This is a genomic window from Enterobacter pseudoroggenkampii (assembly GCF_026420145.1).
GTDB classification, from domain to species: Bacteria; Pseudomonadota; Gammaproteobacteria; order Enterobacterales; family Enterobacteriaceae; genus Enterobacter; species Enterobacter pseudoroggenkampii.
The window spans coordinates 75312-92322 of record NZ_JAPMLV010000002.1 but is presented as its reverse complement, the minus strand read 5'-3'; the positions used below and the strand labels follow the sequence as shown (position 1 = coordinate 92322).

Here is a 17011-nt window from a genome sequence, read left to right as displayed (position 1 = left end):
TTTCCTCTAAAAATTTTCATCTGTCTGCCGATACCTTTTGCACCATTGTGTAGCTACTGGCCGCACGGTTAACGATTCTGGACTTTTGATTACACACAAAAAGGAAATAACATGTCTTTGAAGAAAGTGATGGGGATTGGCTTATTAGCGGCAGTGATGACGCTGACTGGGTGCGGTGCGATGACGACGGCGGTGAAAAAACGCAACCTGGAAGTAAAAACGCAGATGAGTGAAACCATCTGGCTTGAGCCATCCAGTGAAAAAACGGTCTACATTCAGGTTAAAAACACTTCTGATAAAGACATGAGCAACCTGCAGACGCTGCTGGCAAACGATCTGAGTGCCAAGGGATACAAGGTCACCAGCTCTCCTGACAGCGCATACTATTGGGTGCAGGCTAACGTTCTGAAAGCAGACAAAATGGACTTGCGTGAATCTCAGGGCTACCTGAAAACCGGCTATGAAGGTGCCGCTGTGGGTGCCGCGCTGGGTGCCGGTATCACGGCCTACAACAGCAACTCCTCCGGCGCAGCGCTGGGCGTGGGGCTGGCTGCGGGGCTGATCGGCATGGCGGCAGATGCGATGGTGGAAGACGTAAACTATACCATGGTGACCGACCTGCAGATCTCCGAGCGCAGCAAGGCGAAGGTCACCACGGACAACATCGCGGCGCTGCGTCAGGGAACGTCTGGCGTGAAGCTGCAAACCAGCTCCGAGCAGGGCGACCGTGCGAAGTATCAAACCCGCGTGGTGTCGAACGCTAACAAAGTAAACCTGAAGTTTGAAGAAGCCAAACCGGTTCTGGAAGCTCAGTTGGCGAAATCAGTCGCCAATATTCTGTAAGTTAAAAAGCCGGGGGGCGGCTTCGCCTTACCCGGCCTACAGGCAGAGCGGGTATTCAGGGTTCGACGGGCTGCCAGGTTTTATCAGGCGCGTATGAGGCCAGCGCCCGGGCCTTTTGCTCCGACTCGCTGCCGAGATCGGACTGGTACACCTTGTCGTCCTGATTTATTACAAAGCTCATCACGCCCGTCTGACCATAGCTGACTGGCCAGGCCACCATCGCGAAACCGTTATTATCCGGCAGGATGCGGAAACGATAGCCGTGATAACCGGTACCCGGCTCTTTTGGGCTAAATGCCGGTCCGAGCGGACTGGGCGCTTCGCCGGGAGAGGCGGGCCAGTACAAACCGTCTTTTTTCCCTTTCGAGCTGACAATCTTCTGCGCGAATTTCTGGTTCATCGCAAAGTAGCTTTGCTGCGCATCAACATAGGCATGTAAGGCTTCAATGGCGGCAAGTTCGTTACGCCCGATTTCGCGGGTCAGGATCTCTTCCGCCCCTTCTTTGATATCGAACTGCCAACCGGCAGCGGTTTTGATCACCGGGATAGGAAGCTGCCAGCTGTTGTCACCGACAACCAGATGCGCCGTATCCCCTTGGACAACCGTGTTATGACGGACTTTCCAGTCGCGAAGGAAACGATCGACGGCATCCGGGTCAACGCCTTCAGGGGGCAGAAAATCGCGCCAGTTTTCTCCAAGCAGATTGCTCATAGCGCTCTCATTATGCTCACTAATGGCTTTGGTCAGCGCATCGGTTGCCTGATCGGGGGTGCTAAAGGATTGCTGCGCCATCACCGAAGCCGAAAGCATGAACAACACCATGCCACTGAGTAGTTTACTTTTCATGTCGGTTCCCTTAGCGATGTCGAATTTCACGGCGTTCAGCGCGTCCACCAGACGCCTGACGTGGCTGCTGCTGGCGAGCCGCAAGCTGTCTGCTTTGCGCACCGCGCTGCTGCTGCGCCTGCCAGTTCGCGGAGCGGCTGTCGTTGCCGCTCAGCGCATTGGCCCGGGGCTGGCTGTTTCGCTGCTGGAGAGCGCGTTGCTGCGCCGGCTGCGAACCCCGTTTCTCTTGTCTCTGCGCGGTGGTCTGGCGATTTTCTCGCTGCTGCGTGGTGGTTCGCTTCGTCGTCTGCGGTTTGGTGTCGTAGCCACGGTAGTTATTGCGCTGGGAAATCTGCTTCAGCTGTTCACTTGAGGCCTGACGCTGCACATCTTTCGTTCCGGGACGCGCCGTTTGGGGGAAAGTTTTGCCCGTGGATTTCTCCATCTGGCTCAGGGCAGCCTGACGCTGGCTATCGCGGTTAACCGGTTTTTGCTGCGTTGAACTGAGCCCGGTAGCCGTGCTGGTGGAGTGGAAACGGGTGTTGAGCTGGTTAGTCGGATAGGGCACACCTTCCCGATAGGCCGGGTTATGCTGCCAGGTACGGTTGGCGTCCGTCAGACGCTGCCCGCTGATTTTATTGAAGTTCTCAACGTTGATATTGATGTTGTTATCACCGTTGCGGTTATAGCCGCCGTGATTATCCCAGTCGTCATGGTGATGATCCCAGTCATCGTCATCATCCCAGTCGATGTTGCTGAAGATGGCATAGGTTGTGGCGACGCCCAGGCTGAAGCCTAAGCCGTTGACGAAGCTGTTGCCAAACTGCTCCCCGGGTGTAGGCGGGAGATAGGTAGGTGGATAGGCGGTGTTTGGCCAGGTCCCGTAAACCGTATTGGGGTTATAGGTGGGGACGTAAACAACCTGCGGATCGGCAGATTCAATTTTGATTACCGTTGGGGCCGGCGCGGGCGTTGCTGCTGTGGTTGTCGTTGTCTCGGTGGTGCTGGTTTTCGCTGGTGCCGGTTTTGTCACGGTGGTGACCGTCTGCTGAGGCGTGGATTGTAAAGCGCCGGTCTTCTGTGCCAGCGCGCGCAGGCGTTGAACGGAATCCATTACGTCCTTCGGCTGCGCGAGAAACGCATCGCCCAGATTTTGTACCCACGGCGGGTTTTCGCCCATCAGGGACATGAGCTGAGGAAACGCGACCAGCGATTTTACGCTGGGATCCCAGGGCTGGCTGGCAACGGCCTGAATGGCGGCGTCCCCTTCCATTTTAGGGTTGTCTTTTGACCACTGCGCCGCCTGGATCACGTTGGCCGGGTAAGTCGAGGCCATCAGGATTTGCGACAGCAGGGCATCCGGGTAGAGCGCGATGGGGGCAACCCACTGATCGATTTGCGCGGCAGTATAGGTTGGTGCGGCGACAGGGGCGGGCGTTGCTGCTACCGGTGCCGCCGGTGCCGCTGGTTGTTGTGCGACGGGGGCCGGCGCAACGGGTTCCGTTGCACGACTTTTGACAAACATGACGCCTGAGGCGGCAAGCAGCCCGGCACTGCACAGAAGGACGAGCAGATGTGGCTTAAAGGGCAACTTCATAAAATGACTCCAACGAGACAAGCGCTGTGCCGTGAGGCGTTACGGTTGGCGTGAGTATTATTCACCCGTCTTTTACTGTTTTGACTTTTATTGGGAAGCGTCCGGTACGTCCGGATAAAGATTGTGAGCATTTATTACACAATTATATGCGATGCGGGAAAAACCGAAGGGAATTCAGAAGGCCGCTCTTACGAGCGGCCAGCAGCTAGTTGCCGAGGTTGACGACAAACAGCACCGTGATGTCGGATATGTTCCAGCCACCGTGCAGCGCGGTTAGCAGTAAACCGGTCACAACGATCAGCGCAGTGATTCGCATCTCCATTGCGTGCGTTCCTGTAAAGGCTACGCGGGTTCATTCTTCACCGGGAAAGGCAGAACCAGGCAAGTTGGGATTGCCGCGTAGGTTACGGAACTGCTCCCGGGCCCGGTGACTGGTTGCTACACCAGCGAAGCAGGCCGAGAGGAAGAGTAATCGACTCAGTAGTCATTCTGAAGGCGAAAAATGAAGTGAAACGAATTTTCATTCGAAACAGGAAGGCGCTACGCAAAATTGACATAATGGCTTGCAAGCCAGCGGGGCGTGATGCAAAATTCATTGCGTTGGGGTTGCCGCAAATCTGCCAACACGGTGTGCTACCATCGCAAGGCAACAAATAAACCGCTATCAGGCGGTTTTTTTGTACCCAAAATTCGTCTTGTCTCCCCGCTACACCATGCTTAACGATTCAGCAAATTTTTTAATGTTGCTTTTTTGTAAACGGATTAACACTGTGCAGAAATCCTGCTATGCTGCCCGACGCGGTATCGGGCATTTACCCTACAAACTGCTGTCTCACAGGAGCGTGAAGAGAACGCCCGCCGCATATGACAATGAGAGCGAGGAGAACCGTCGTGCTAGAAGAATACCGTAAGCACGTAGCAGAACGTGCCGCCGAGGGAATTGTACCCAAACCTTTAGATGCAACCCAAATGGCCGCGCTCGTCGAGCTGCTGAAGAACCCGCCTAAGGGCGAAGAAGAATTCCTGTTAGATCTGCTGATCAACCGCGTACCGCCTGGCGTAGATGAAGCTGCCTACGTAAAAGCCGGATTCCTTGCTGCTATCGCCAAAGGCGAAGCCACCTCCCCACTGGTTACTCCTGAAAAAGCCATTGAACTGCTCGGCACCATGCAGGGTGGTTACAACATTCATCCGCTGATTGACGCGCTGGATAACGACAAGCTGGCGCCGATTGCCGCTAAAGCGCTCTCTTCCACGCTGCTGATGTTCGATAACTTCTACGATGTAGAAGAAAAAGCCAAAGCAGGCAACGTCTATGCGAAGCAGGTGATGCAGTCCTGGGCGGATGCCGAATGGTTCCTGAACCGTCCTGTGCTGGCTGAAAAAATCACCGTTACCGTCTTCAAAGTGACCGGTGAAACCAACACCGATGACCTCTCTCCGGCACCGGACGCGTGGTCTCGCCCGGATATCCCTCTGCACGCCCTGGCGATGCTGAAAAACGCCCGTGAAGGCATTGAGCCGGATCAGCCTGGCAGCGTTGGCCCGATCAAACAGATCGAAGCCCTGCAGAAAAAAGGGTTCCCGCTGGCCTACGTGGGTGACGTTGTAGGTACCGGTTCTTCCCGTAAGTCCGCCACCAACTCCGTGCTGTGGTTCATGGGTGACGACATCCCTCATGTGCCAAACAAACGCGGCGGCGGCCTGTGCCTCGGCGGTAAAATTGCACCGATCTTCTTCAACACCATGGAAGATGCGGGCGCCCTGCCGATCGAAGTGGACGTCTCCAACCTGAACATGGGCGACGTGATTGACGTTTACCCGTACAAAGGTGAAGTGCGTAACCACGAAACCAACGAGCTGCTGGCGAGCTTTGAGCTGAAAACCGACGTGCTGATCGACGAAGTGCGTGCCGGTGGCCGTATTCCGCTGATCATCGGCCGTGGCCTGACCACCAAAGCGCGTGAAGCGCTGGGTCTGCCGCACAGTGATGTATTCCGTCACGCGAAAGACGTAGCGGAAAGCAATCGCGGTTACTCTCTGGCGCAGAAAATGGTCGGTCGCGCCTGCGGCGTCGCCGGTGTTCGTCCTGGCGCATACTGTGAGCCGAAGATGACCTCCGTAGGCTCTCAGGACACCACTGGCCCAATGACCCGTGACGAGCTGAAGGACCTGGCGTGCCTGGGCTTCTCTTCCGATCTGGTGATGCAGTCCTTCTGCCACACTGCGGCCTATCCGAAGCCGGTTGACGTGACCACGCATCACACGCTGCCAGACTTCATCATGAACCGTGGCGGCGTTTCCCTGCGTCCGGGCGACGGCGTAATTCACTCCTGGCTGAACCGCATGCTGCTGCCGGATACCGTGGGTACCGGCGGTGACTCCCATACCCGTTTCCCAATCGGTATCTCTTTCCCGGCGGGCTCCGGTCTGGTGGCGTTTGCCGCGGCGACGGGCGTGATGCCGCTGGATATGCCGGAATCGGTGCTGGTGCGCTTCAAAGGTAAAATGCAGCCGGGTATCACCCTGCGCGACCTGGTTCACGCGATCCCGCTGTATGCGATTAAACAGGGTCTGCTGACCGTTGAGAAGAAAGGGAAGAAAAACATCTTCTCTGGCCGTATCCTGGAAATCGAAGGTCTGCCGGATCTGAAGGTTGAGCAGGCGTTCGAGCTGACCGATGCCTCCGCTGAGCGTTCAGCTGCGGGCTGTACCATCAAGCTGAACAAAGAGCCGATTATTGAGTATCTTAACTCTAACATCGTGCTGCTGAAGTGGATGATTGCAGAAGGCTACGGCGACCGTCGTACGCTGGAGCGTCGTATCCAGGGCATGGAGAAATGGCTGGCCGATCCGCAACTGCTGGAAGCTGATGCTGACGCAGAGTACGCGGCGGTGATCGACATCGATCTGGCGGATATCAAAGAGCCAATCCTGTGTGCACCGAACGATCCGGACGACGCGCGTCCGCTGTCCGAAGTTCAGGGCGAGAAGATCGACGAAGTGTTCATCGGATCCTGCATGACCAACATCGGTCACTTCCGTGCGGCCGGTAAGCTTCTGGATACCCACAAAGGCCAGCTGCCAACCCGTCTGTGGGTGGCGCCGCCAACCCGTATGGACGCGGCTCAGCTGACCGAAGAGGGCTACTACAGCGTGTTTGGTAAGAGCGGGGCGCGTATTGAAATTCCTGGCTGTTCCCTGTGCATGGGCAACCAGGCGCGCGTAGCCGACGGCGCGACGGTGGTCTCCACCTCTACCCGTAACTTCCCGAACCGTTTAGGTACCGGTGCGAACGTCTTCCTGGCCTCTGCGGAGCTGGCGGCGGTTGCGGCGCTGATTGGCAAACTGCCAACGCCGGAAGAGTACCAGACCTTTGTGGCTCAGGTGGATAAGACCGCGGTGGATACCTATCGCTATCTGAACTTCGACCAGCTCTCTCAGTACACCGAGAAGGCCGACGGGGTTATCTTCCAGACGGCGGTATAAACAGCAAAACCGTCTCCACGAGACGGTTTTTAGTGTTTGCACCCTCTCCCGTGGGAGAGGGACGGGGTGAGGGCATCAGGCCGCAGGGTCTTGCTCTCACCTTTTTATTTTCATTCCTCCCACCTCTCACGCTTTTTTTCTTCCTCGCTGCTGCGATAATTACCTTAATGGCTTTGCAGAGGAAAACACTATGGATTACGAATTTCTGCGCGACATCACCGGAGTGGTGAAAGTGCGTATGTCGATGGGCCACGAAGCCGTTGGACACTGGTTTAACGAAGAGGTGAAAGAAAATCTCGCACTTCTTGATGAGGTTGAACAGGCGGCAAATACGGTGAAAGGCAGTGAACGCTCCTGGCAGCGCGCCGGTCATGAATACACGCTGTGGATGGACGGTGAAGAGGTCATGGTGCGCGCCAACCAGCTCGAGTTTTCAGGTGACGAGATGGAAGAGGGGATGAGCTACTACGACGAAGAGAGCCTGTCGATGTGCGGCGTAGAAGACTTCCTTCAGGTGGTGAATGCCTACCGCGAGTTTATGAAACAGCGGTAACTTCCCGAAGCGTCCCTGCTCCGGGTAACACTTACACGGCCGGAATATTACGGCCGTAGTAGATCTCGCGCATTTCTTTCCAGAGCAGGTCGGTAATCGCCTTACGCTCTTCTTCGCTCAAATCTTCCGGCTTCGTGTGGAACATATAGTGCTTAAGGTCGAATTCCTTAAGTAACATCTTGGTATGGAAGATGTTTTCCTGATACACGTTCACATCCATCATGTCATACAGTGATTTCATGTCCTCGGACATAAAGTTCTGAATAGAGTTGATTTCGTGGTCAATGAAGTGCTTCATGCCGTTGATATCACGAGTAAAACCGCGCACGCGGTAATCAATCGTGACGATATCCGATTCCAGCTGATGGATGAGATAGTTCAGCGCGTTCAGCGGGGAAATCACGCCGCAGGTCGACACTTCAATATCGGCGCGGAACGTACACAGCCCACCTTCCGGGTGACTCTCCGGGTAGGTATGGACGCAGATATGGCTTTTATCCAGGTGGGCAACAACCACTTCCGGCAGCGGGCCCGGATGTTCCGTTTTGTCGATAAGCTTGGGATCGACCGGCTCTTCGCTGACCAGGATGGTCACGCTGGCGCCCTGGGGTTCATAATCCTGTCGGGCGATGTTCAGGATGTTGGCGCCGATAATGGAACAGGTTTCTGACAGGATCTCGGTCAGACGGTTGGCGTTGTAGAGTTCGTCGATATAGGCGATGTAACCATCGCGTTCTTCCGCTGTTTTGGCATAGCAGATATCGTAAATACAAAAACTCAGGCTTTTCGTCAGGTTGTTAAAGCCATGCAGTTTAAGCTTTTTCAATTAGCTCACCCCCTTAGTGGATAATGCGTCTTGCAGGTACTGCGGCAGAGCAAACGCTGCGGTATGAATAGCCGGATTGTAGTATCGGCACTGAAGACCGGCCTGATGGAAGCGGGCCTGAATAATTTCGGTGGAAAGATGACGTAATACATCGTTATCCGTCGCCCAGGCAAAGGTCATGATCCCGCCGTAGTACGTCGGAATAGCGGCCTGATAGAAGCTGACATCATCGAAATAGGTGCTGAGCTTACGATGGCTATCCAGCGCTTCATCCTGCTGCAGGAAGCAGACGCCATTTTGGGCGACGAAGATCCCGCCCGGGTTCAGGCAGCGCTTGCAGCCCTCGTAGAAGGAGGAGGTAAACAGTGACGCGCCTGGGCCGATAGGGTCGGTGCAGTCGGAGATGATCACGTCAAAGGTCTGCGAGGTCTGGTTAACGAAGTTAACGCCGTCGTCAATCACCAGGCTAAAGCGCGGATCGTCATAGCTGCCGGCATTGTGGTTGGGCAGGTACTGGCGGCAGAAAGAGACGACGCCCGCATCGATTTCCACCATGGTGATGGTTTCAATGGAACGATGGCGGGAAACTTCACGCAGCATTGCGCCATCGCCACCGCCAATAATCAGGACATGCTTCGCGTGGCCGTGCGCCAGCAGCGGGACGTGGGTCATCATCTCATGATAGATAAATTCATCTCGCTCGGTCGTTTGCACGACGCCGTCCAGCGCCATGACGCGGCCAAAGGCAGCATTCTCGAAGATGATCAGATCCTGGTGATCGGTTTTCTCATGATAGAGCACGTTATCAACGGCAAAGTACTGACCAAACTGGTCATGCAAGGTTTCATGCCACAACGTGTGGTCGGCCATAGCGAACTCCTCCTGTGTAAACATCCGTTACGCTCACAAAAAATGAGCGAAACATGATAGCTAACTCTAACCGCGGTTGCACGGTCAGAGGTTCAACAGGGGGCGTCGGGAAGGTTATTTGACGTAGGCGAGCAGGCTGAGTGAGTCGCGAGCCAGCGCTTTGCATTTTTTGGCAGTGGGAATACCAATACCGCTTAGGTCGCGGTAGCTGTCTTCGCCGAGCGCCTTCATGTCGAAGCTGTCGTAGTTGCTGAGATCCCACTGGTTCTGCTGGGCAAAAAAGACCAGCGCGCGGCGAATTTGCCCGTTGGGTAAATTCTGGTAGCCGCAATCATTTTTCAGGAATACAAAAACCGCCGTTAAATCGGCCATATCTTCCGCTTCATTTTCACTTAGCGCATAGCTGTTCGCACACATTGCCATCAGGCTACCGAACAAAATTGTCCTGAAAAACGTCTTCATTGCTTCTACCACTTCTTCACGGAAAATTAACGTTAGCATACTTGATGCCAGTGCGACGATCTTTATTATTGCCGCTTGACTTGACCTTCCGGTAAGGGGAGGGTTTATGCTCAAAAGATCGCCTGCTGGAAATAAGGAAATGAACATGCAACGTCGTGATTTTTTAAAATATTCCGTGGCGCTGGGTGCTGCCAGCGCATTGCCTCTCTGGAGCCGCGCGGTTTTCGCGGCTGACAGGCCTGCCTTACCTATCCCTGACTTGCTGACCGCGGATGCCCGTAGCCGTATCAAGCTTGTTGTTCAGTCCGGCAACACGCTGTTCGGTGCGCACAACGCCACGACCTGGGGCTATAACGGCAATCTGCTCGGCCCGGCGCTGCAGCTGCGCAAAGGGAAGACGGTGACGGTGGATATCCACAACACGCTTGCCGAAGAGACGACGCTGCACTGGCACGGGCTGGAAGTGCCGGGCGAGGTAGACGGCGGGCCGCAGGGCGTCATCAAAGCGGGCGGCACGCGCAGCGTCACCTTTACGCCCGACCAGCGCGCGGCGACCTGCTGGTTCCATCCGCATCAGCATGGCAAAACGGGCCATCAGGTGGCGATGGGGCTGGCGGGGCTGGTGCTGATTGAAGACGACGAAAGCCGCCTGCTGCGCCTGCCGAAACAGTGGGGCATCGACGACGTGCCGGTGATTGTGCAGGACAAGAAATTCACCGCGGACGGGCAAATTGACTACCAGCTGGACGTGATGAGCGCGGCGGTAGGCTGGTTTGGCGACACGCTGTTGACCAACGGCGCCATTTATCCTCAGCACGCCGCGCCGAAAGGCTGGCTGCGCCTGCGTCTGCTCAATGGCTGTAACGCGCGTTCACTCAACTTCGCCACCAGCGATAAGCGCCCGCTGTACGTAGTGGCAAGCGACGGCGGCCTGCTGCCGGAGCCGGTAAAAGTGAACGAGCTGCCGATGCTGATGGGCGAGCGCTTCGAGGTGCTGGTGGACATCAGCGACGGCAAGGCGTTTGATCTTGTGACCCTGCCGGTTAGCCAGATGGGGATGGCGGTCGCACCGTTTGACAAGCCGCATCCGGTGCTGCGTATTCAGCCGTTACTGGTGACCGCTTCCGGCACGCTGCCTGATTTGTTAACCACTCTGCCAGCACTCCCGTCGCTTGATGGTCTTACGCAGCGTAAGCTGCAGCTCTCCATGAACCCGATGCTCGATATGATGGGCATGCAGGCGCTGATGGCGAAATATGGCGATAAGGCGATGGCGGGGATGCATCACGGGCAGATGATGGGTCATATGAATATGGACCACGGCAAAATGGGCGGCATGGGGAACATGGATCACGGCGACCATGGCTTTGATTTTCACAACGCCAATATGATCAACGGCAAAGCGTTCGACATGAACACGCCGATGTTTGCTGCGACAAAAGGGCAGTTTGAGCGCTGGGTGATTTCAGGTGAAGGGGACATGATGCTGCATCCGTTCCATATCCACGGTACCCAGTTCCGCATTCTCTCAGAAAACGGTAAAGCGCCGGATGCGCATCGCGCGGGCTGGAAAGATACGGTGAGAGTGGAAGGCGGCGTTAGCGAGGTGCTGGTGAAGTTTGACCACGACGCGCCGAAGGAGTTTGCCTATATGGCGCACTGCCATCTGCTGGAGCATGAAGATACGGGGATGATGCTCGGGTTCACTGTTTAAAACAGTGCGGCCTGATGCCCTCACCCTGGCCCTCTCCCACAGGGAGAGGGAACAAACACAAAAACGGCAACCGAGGTTGCCGTTTTGCTTTTATTTGCCTTCGTCAGGCAACGCATACGCGACAATATAGTCGCCCATCTTCGTGCCAAACGAACCGTGACCGCCCGCGGAGATGACAACGTACTGCTTGCCATTCACTTCATAGGTCATCGGGGTAGCCTGTCCGCCAGCCGGCAGACGGCCTTGCCACAGTTTCTCACCGTTGGTCATGTTGTACGCGCGCAGGTAGTTATCTGCGGTTGCCGCGATGAACAGCACGTTACCGGCGGTGGAAATTGGGCCACCCAGCATCGGCATACCCATATTAAACGGCACCGGAACCGGCATCGGGAACGGCATGCTGTCCTGTGGCGTACCAATACGTTTTTTCCACACGATCTGATTGGTTTTCAGATCCAGGCCGGAGATATAACCCCAGGCAGGCTGTTTACACGGCAGGCCAAACGGCGACAGGAACGGGTTCAGCGTTACGCCGAACGGTACGCCATACTGCGGCTGAATACCGGCTTCGGTACCGCTGCCTTTCGCGTCTTTCGGCTGCTCCATTGGGTTGCCCGGACCGCGTGGGATCAGACGGGAAACGAACGGCAGTGCCATTGGGTTGGCGATCGCTACCTGACGGTTCGGGTCAACGGAGATCCCGCCCCACTCGAACATCCCCAGGTTACCCGGGAAGACCAGCGTGCCCTGCTCAGAAGGTGGCGTGAAGATGCCTTCATAGCGCAGCTGATGGAACATCACGCGGCACACCAGCTGGTCAAACATCGTGGCACCCCACATGTCTGCCCCGCTGAGGTCTTTCTTCGGACGGAAGCTCAGATCGGAGAACGGCTGGGTTTCGCTGACGTAATCGCCTTTCGCCGCGCCCTGCGGAACCGGTTTTTCCGGTGCCGGCACAACCAGCTTGCCGTTGCTGCGATCCAGTACGAAGATGTTGCCGGTTTTCGCCGGGGCGTAAATCACCGGAACGGTTTTGCCGTTAACGGTAATGTCCGCCAGCGTCGGCTGGGACGGCATATCCATATCCCACAGATCGTGGTGTACGGTCTGATAGCTCCAGGCCAGCTTACCGGTGGTCGCGTTCAGCGCCACGATAGCGCTCGCATAACGCTCCTGCTCCGGCGTGCGGTTACCGCCCCAGATATCTGGCGTGGTAACGCCCATCGGCAGGTAGACCAGGTCCAGCTTCGCGTCATACGCAGCCGGGGCCCAGGAGTTTGGCGAGTTAAAGGTAAAGGTGTGCTCGTCCGACGGGATCGCATTCGGATCTTTCGCGCCCGGGTCGAAGGCCCACAGCAGTTTACCGGTATTCACGTCGAAACCGCGGATAACGCCGGAGGTTTCGCGCGTGGAGAAGTTATCCGTTACCGAACCGGCAATCACGATGGTTTTATCGGTGATGATCGGCGGCGAAGTTGGCTCATACAGACCCGGCGTGGTGTCCGGCATGTTGGTCTGCAGATTCAGGATACCTTTGTTGGCAAAGGTTTCGCACAGCTTGCCCGTTTCGGCATTGATGGCGAACAGACGGCCATCGTTCACCGGCAGCATGATGCGGCGAGGACAGTCGGCAACCACTTCCGGGCTCGCGTTATCGGCGCGCGCTTCGTGGTATGAGACGCCACGGCAGGTGACGTGCTGGAAGGACGGGTTGGAGTTCAGCTGCGGATCGAAGTGCCATTTCTCTTTACCCGTGGCCGCGTCGAGCGCGAACAGACGCTGGTGCGCCGTACACAGATAAAGCATATCGCCGACTTTAATTGGCGTCACTTCGTTGGTCAGCTCGCCCGGATCGTTCGGCATCTTCAGGTCGCCGGTACGGAATACCCAGGCTTCTTTCAGGTTCTTAACGTTGTCCGCGTTGATCTGCTTCAGCGGAGAGTAACGTTGACCTTCCTGATTACGACCATACGCAGGCCAGTCGCCGTCCGCCACCTGCGAGATAGCCGCCGCAGGCGTCGATTCTGCGTTCAGCGTACCGTTGATCTCCTGCGGGTCGTTAAAGCCGGCCCATGTCAGGATGCCGCCGGTAATCAGCAGGGCAACAACCAGGCCCGCCACAGCACCGCTGGAAGGCACAATCAGGCGACGCCACACGAACGGCAGGATCAGCCAGATACCGAAGAAGACCAGGATGTCGCTGCGCGGCGTCAGCGCCCAGAAGTCAAAGCCAACTTCCCAGACGCCCCAGATCATGGTGGCAAGAAGGAGTGCGGCATACAGCCACAGTGCAGATTGTTTTCTACGCCAGAGCAGGACGGTTACGCCAAGCATAACCAGGCCCGCAATCGGGTAGTACCAGGAGCCGCCGATCGCGACCAGCCAGACGCCACCGATTAACAGATACAGCGCGCAGAAGGCTGCGAACGCCGCTGTTAATGTCACCAGTAGACGCGGCTGTTTAGAGTTTGTTTCAGCCATAGAAAGTGTACTCGTCAGTTTTTGTTAATAATTTGCTAGCAACTAATTATAGGTATTAACAAGTGTGATCGGAATCACAATATTTGCTTTTTATAACTCATACGCCAGGGTTATCCATTTGCTGATATAATGGCTGGCTTGCGTATCAGTGCTGGATATTAACTCATCCGTATTGAGAGATTTTCATCAAAATCATTTGGTTAGTAATATGAAACATACTGTTGAAGTGATGATCCCGGAAGCCGAGATCAAAGCGCGTATCGCCGAACTGGGTCGTCAAATCACCGAACATTACAAGGACAGCGGCAGTGAAATGGTGCTGGTCGGTCTGTTGCGCGGCTCTTTCATGTTCATGGCGGACCTGTGCCGTGAAGTGCATGTGCCCCATGAGGTCGATTTTATGACCGCCTCCAGCTACGGCAGCGGCATGTCCACCACCCGTGATGTGAAAATCCTGAAAGATCTGGATGAAGATATTCGTGGTAAAGATGTGTTGATCGTTGAGGACATCATCGACTCCGGCAACACGCTGTCAAAAGTGCGCGAGATCCTGAGCCTGCGTGAGCCGAAATCGCTGGCGATTTGTACGCTGCTGGATAAGCCTGACCGCCGTGAAGTGCAGGTACCGGTCGAGTTCGTCGGTTTCTCGATTCCGGATGAATTCGTCGTCGGTTACGGCATTGACTACGCGCAGCGCTATCGCCATCTGCCGTATGTTGGGAAAGTGGTATTGCTGGACGAGTAATTGCGGGCTGATGACCTCACCCCGGCCCTCTCCCACAGGGAGAGGGAGAAAATCCCCGGCTTTATTTATGGTTCACATGCTTAAGCTGAAGGTTGGCAATTCCCGAACGGTAACGCTGCTCCAGCGTTTCCCGGTTGGTGGCGGTCACTTCCAGATTGCGCAGCAGGCCGTCGTGAATGCCGTACGCCCAGCCGTGGATCGAGACCTTCTGCCCGCGTTTCCACGCCGATTGCATGATCGTTGAGTGGCCCAGGTTATACACCTGCTCCATCACGTTGAGTTCGCACAGGGTATCCATGCGACGCTCCTGCGGCATTTCGCCCAGCAGTGAGCTATGTTTGAACCAGATATCGCGGATGTGCAGCAGCCAGTTATCAATGAGCCCCAGTTCCGTGTTTTCAACCGCCGCCTGCACGCCGCCGCAGCCGTAGTGGCCGCAAATGATGATGTGCTCGACTTGCAGAACGTCAACGGCATACTGAACAACAGAAAGACAGTTGAGATCGGTGTGAATCACCAGGTTGGCAACGTTGCGGTGAACAAACAGTTCGCCGGGCTCGAGGCCGGTCAGGCGCTCCGCCGGTACGCGGCTGTCGGAGCATCCAATCCAGAGAAAGCGTGGGTTTTGCGCCTGCGCGAGTTTTCCAAAAAATCCGGGGTCTTCCTCCACCAGCATTTTTGACCATAGTGCATTGTTGCTGATGAGTGTATCTATGTTGTTCATGGAGGTTAGCGACCTGTAACCGAGTAATTGCGTTGCGCTACTATAGGGTAACCCGACTTTTAATGAAACCACACAACGTGTGTCAGAACGGAAGGTAAGTTAATTTCATGGCAATTGCACTGGAGCTTGAGCAGCTTAAAAAAACCTATCCGGGCGGCGTTCAGGCGCTGCGCGGAATAGATCTAAAAGTAGAGGCCGGTGATTTTTATGCGCTTCTGGGGCCGAACGGGGCGGGGAAATCGACCACCATTGGGATTATCAGCTCGCTGGTCAATAAAACATCCGGCCGGGTGAGCGTCTTTGGTTACGACCTGCAAAAAGATGTGGTGAACGCCAAGCGCCAGCTGGGTCTGGTGCCGCAGGAGTTCAACTTCAACCCGTTTGAGACGGTGCAGCAGATCGTTGTTAACCAGGCGGGTTATTACGGCGTCGAGCGTAAAGAGGCCCTGGAGCGGAGCGAAAAGTACCTCAAGCAGCTCGACCTGTGGGAAAAACGTAACGAACGCGCGCGGATGTTATCCGGCGGGATGAAGCGCCGCCTGATGATCGCCCGCGCGCTGATGCACGAGCCAAAGCTGCTGATCCTCGATGAACCGACGGCGGGTGTCGATATCGAACTTCGTCGTTCCATGTGGGGCTTCCTGAAAGATCTCAACGACAAAGGCACCACCATTATTCTGACCACCCACTACCTTGAAGAGGCTGAAATGCTGTGCCGCAACATCGGCATCATTCAGCACGGCGAGCTGGTAGAAAACACCTCGATGAAGAACCTGCTCTCCAAGCTGAAATCAGAAACCTTCATTCTCGATCTGGCGGCAAAAAGTCCACTGCCGAAGCTGGAAGGGTATCAGTATCGTCTTGTCGATACCTCGACGCTGGAAGTGGAAGTGCTGCGCGAGCAGGGCATCAACAGCGTGTTCTCACAGCTGAGCGCGCAGGGTATTCAGGTCTTAAGTATGCGTAACAAAGCGAACCGACTGGAAGAGCTGTTTGTCTCTCTGGTGCAGGATAAACAAGGAGACAAGGCATGACGCATCTTTACTGGGTCGCGCTGAAAAGCATCTGGGCGAAAGAGATTAACCGCTTCATGCGCATCTGGGTGCAAACCCTGGTGCCGCCAGTCATCACGATGACGCTCTATTTCATCATCTTCGGTAACCTGATTGGTTCCCGGATTGGTGAGATGCACGGCTTTACCTATATGCAGTTTATCGTGCCGGGCCTGATTATGATGGCGGTGATCACCAACGCCTATGCCAACGTGGCGTCGTCATTCTTCAGCGCCAAGTTCCAGCGTAACATCGAAGAGCTGCTGGTCGCGCCGGTACCGACGCATGTAATTATCGCCGGCTATGTCGGCGGCGGCGTGGCGCGCGGGCTGTGCGTGGGGATCCTGGTCACGGCGATTTCGCTGTTCTTCGTGCCGTTCCAGGTGCACTCGTGGCTGTTCGTCGCGCTGACGCTGCTCCTGACGGCGATCCTGTTCTCGCTGGCCGGTCTGCTGAACGCCGTGTTCGCCAAAACGTTTGACGACATCAGCCTGATCCCGACCTTCGTGCTGACGCCGCTGACCTATCTCGGCGGGGTGTTCTACTCCCTGACGCTGCTGCCACCGTTCTGGCAGGCGCTGTCGCACCTGAACCCGATTGTCTACATGATCAGCGGATTCCGCTTTGGCTTCCTCGGCATCACTGACGTGCCGCTGTTTACCACGGTGGCGGTGCTGGTGGTGTTCATCATCGCCTTCTACCTGCTTTGCTGGTATCTGATCCAGCGCGGACGCGGTCTGCGCAGCTAGCCCTCAGCCCGGCGACATTCTGTCTGCCGGGCACTTTCTTTGACAGTTATCACCGAAAGCTAACCTTCACTCCGCTAAAC

General features: G+C 55.9%; 14 protein-coding genes. 7 read left to right on the top strand and 7 right to left on the bottom strand.

Translation table 11 applies throughout. The annotated features are described in order from the left end of the window. Positions 1–111 precede the first annotated feature (111 nt). The gene (gene traT, locus OTG14_RS13665; protein ID WP_048225655.1) at positions 112–843 is read left to right on the top strand and encodes a conjugal transfer complement resistance protein TraT; all 732 of its coding nucleotides are present in this window, start codon (positions 112–114) and stop codon (positions 841–843) included. A 55-nt stretch (positions 844–898) separates the two neighbouring features. Here the strand turns inward: traT and OTG14_RS13660 are convergent, their stop codons facing one another. Both OTG14_RS13660 and OTG14_RS13655 read right to left on the bottom strand, forming a co-directional pair. Continuing rightward, positions 899–1690 carry a DUF2950 family protein gene (locus OTG14_RS13660; protein WP_267215241.1) on the bottom strand — a complete coding sequence of 264 codons (792 nt, stop codon included), beginning with the start codon at positions 1688–1690 and terminating at the stop codon, positions 899–901. A 10-nt stretch (positions 1691–1700) separates the two neighbouring features. Beyond that, the gene (locus OTG14_RS13655) at positions 1701–3266 is read right to left on the bottom strand and encodes a DUF3300 domain-containing protein (protein ID WP_267215240.1); all 1566 of its coding nucleotides are present in this window, start codon (positions 3264–3266) and stop codon (positions 1701–1703) included. Positions 3267–4157: 891 nt separating this feature from the next. Here OTG14_RS13655 and acnB point away from each other — a divergent pair. Further along, entirely contained in the window at positions 4158–6755 is a 2598-nt protein-coding gene (acnB, locus tag OTG14_RS13650; protein WP_267215239.1) for a bifunctional aconitate hydratase 2/2-methylisocitrate dehydratase, read from the top strand. A gap of 190 nt (positions 6756–6945) precedes the next feature. Continuing rightward, entirely contained in the window at positions 6946–7308 is a 363-nt protein-coding gene (yacL, locus tag OTG14_RS13645) for a protein YacL (protein WP_032649783.1), read from the top strand. Between the two features lie 31 nt (positions 7309–7339). On the opposite strand, the gene speD is transcribed toward yacL, so the two are convergent. The 3 genes from speD to OTG14_RS13630 form a co-directional block, all read right to left on the bottom strand. Beyond that, positions 7340–8134, bottom strand: a complete 795-nt coding sequence (speD, locus tag OTG14_RS13640) for an adenosylmethionine decarboxylase (protein ID WP_032649781.1) — start codon at positions 8132–8134, stop codon at positions 7340–7342. Continuing rightward, positions 8135–9004 (bottom strand): polyamine aminopropyltransferase, encoded by an 870-nt coding sequence (gene speE, locus OTG14_RS13635; RefSeq protein WP_023310424.1) that lies wholly within the window; start codon positions 9002–9004, stop codon positions 8135–8137. A 114-nt stretch (positions 9005–9118) separates the two neighbouring features. Beyond that, positions 9119–9466 carry a YacC family pilotin-like protein gene (locus OTG14_RS13630; protein ID WP_014882582.1) on the bottom strand — a complete coding sequence of 116 codons (348 nt, stop codon included), beginning with the start codon at positions 9464–9466 and terminating at the stop codon, positions 9119–9121. A gap of 145 nt (positions 9467–9611) precedes the next feature. Here OTG14_RS13630 and cueO point away from each other — a divergent pair, with 145 nt between their 5' ends. Next, complete coding sequence (gene cueO / locus OTG14_RS13625) at positions 9612–11180, top strand: multicopper oxidase CueO (protein WP_267215238.1); 1569 nt, start codon at positions 9612–9614, stop codon at positions 11178–11180. A gap of 90 nt (positions 11181–11270) precedes the next feature. Here the strand turns inward: cueO and OTG14_RS13620 are convergent, their stop codons facing one another. Further along, a complete protein-coding gene (locus tag OTG14_RS13620; protein ID WP_267215237.1) occupies positions 11271–13661 on the bottom strand; it encodes a glucose/quinate/shikimate family membrane-bound PQQ-dependent dehydrogenase in 2391 nt (796 codons plus the stop codon). 208 nt (positions 13662–13869) lie between these two features. On the opposite strand from OTG14_RS13620, the gene hpt reads away from it, so the two are divergent. Then, a complete protein-coding gene (gene hpt / locus OTG14_RS13615) occupies positions 13870–14406 on the top strand; it encodes a hypoxanthine phosphoribosyltransferase (RefSeq protein ID WP_008501948.1) in 537 nt (178 codons plus the stop codon). A 61-nt stretch (positions 14407–14467) separates the two neighbouring features. Here hpt and can read toward each other — a convergent pair whose 3' ends face one another. Next, complete coding sequence (can, locus tag OTG14_RS13610) at positions 14468–15130, bottom strand: carbonate dehydratase (protein ID WP_008501947.1); 663 nt, start codon at positions 15128–15130, stop codon at positions 14468–14470. A 107-nt stretch (positions 15131–15237) separates the two neighbouring features. On the opposite strand from can, the gene OTG14_RS13605 reads away from it, so the two are divergent. Together OTG14_RS13605 and OTG14_RS13600 are read left to right on the top strand one after the other, a co-directional pair. Next, positions 15238–16164 carry an ABC transporter ATP-binding protein gene (locus OTG14_RS13605; protein ID WP_008501946.1) on the top strand — a complete coding sequence of 309 codons (927 nt, stop codon included), beginning with the start codon at positions 15238–15240 and terminating at the stop codon, positions 16162–16164. Beyond that, a complete protein-coding gene (locus OTG14_RS13600) occupies positions 16161–16931 on the top strand; it encodes an ABC transporter permease (protein WP_023334536.1) in 771 nt (256 codons plus the stop codon). Before OTG14_RS13605 ends, OTG14_RS13600 begins: the two co-directional genes overlap by 4 nt. Positions 16932–17011: the final 80 nt, after the last annotated feature.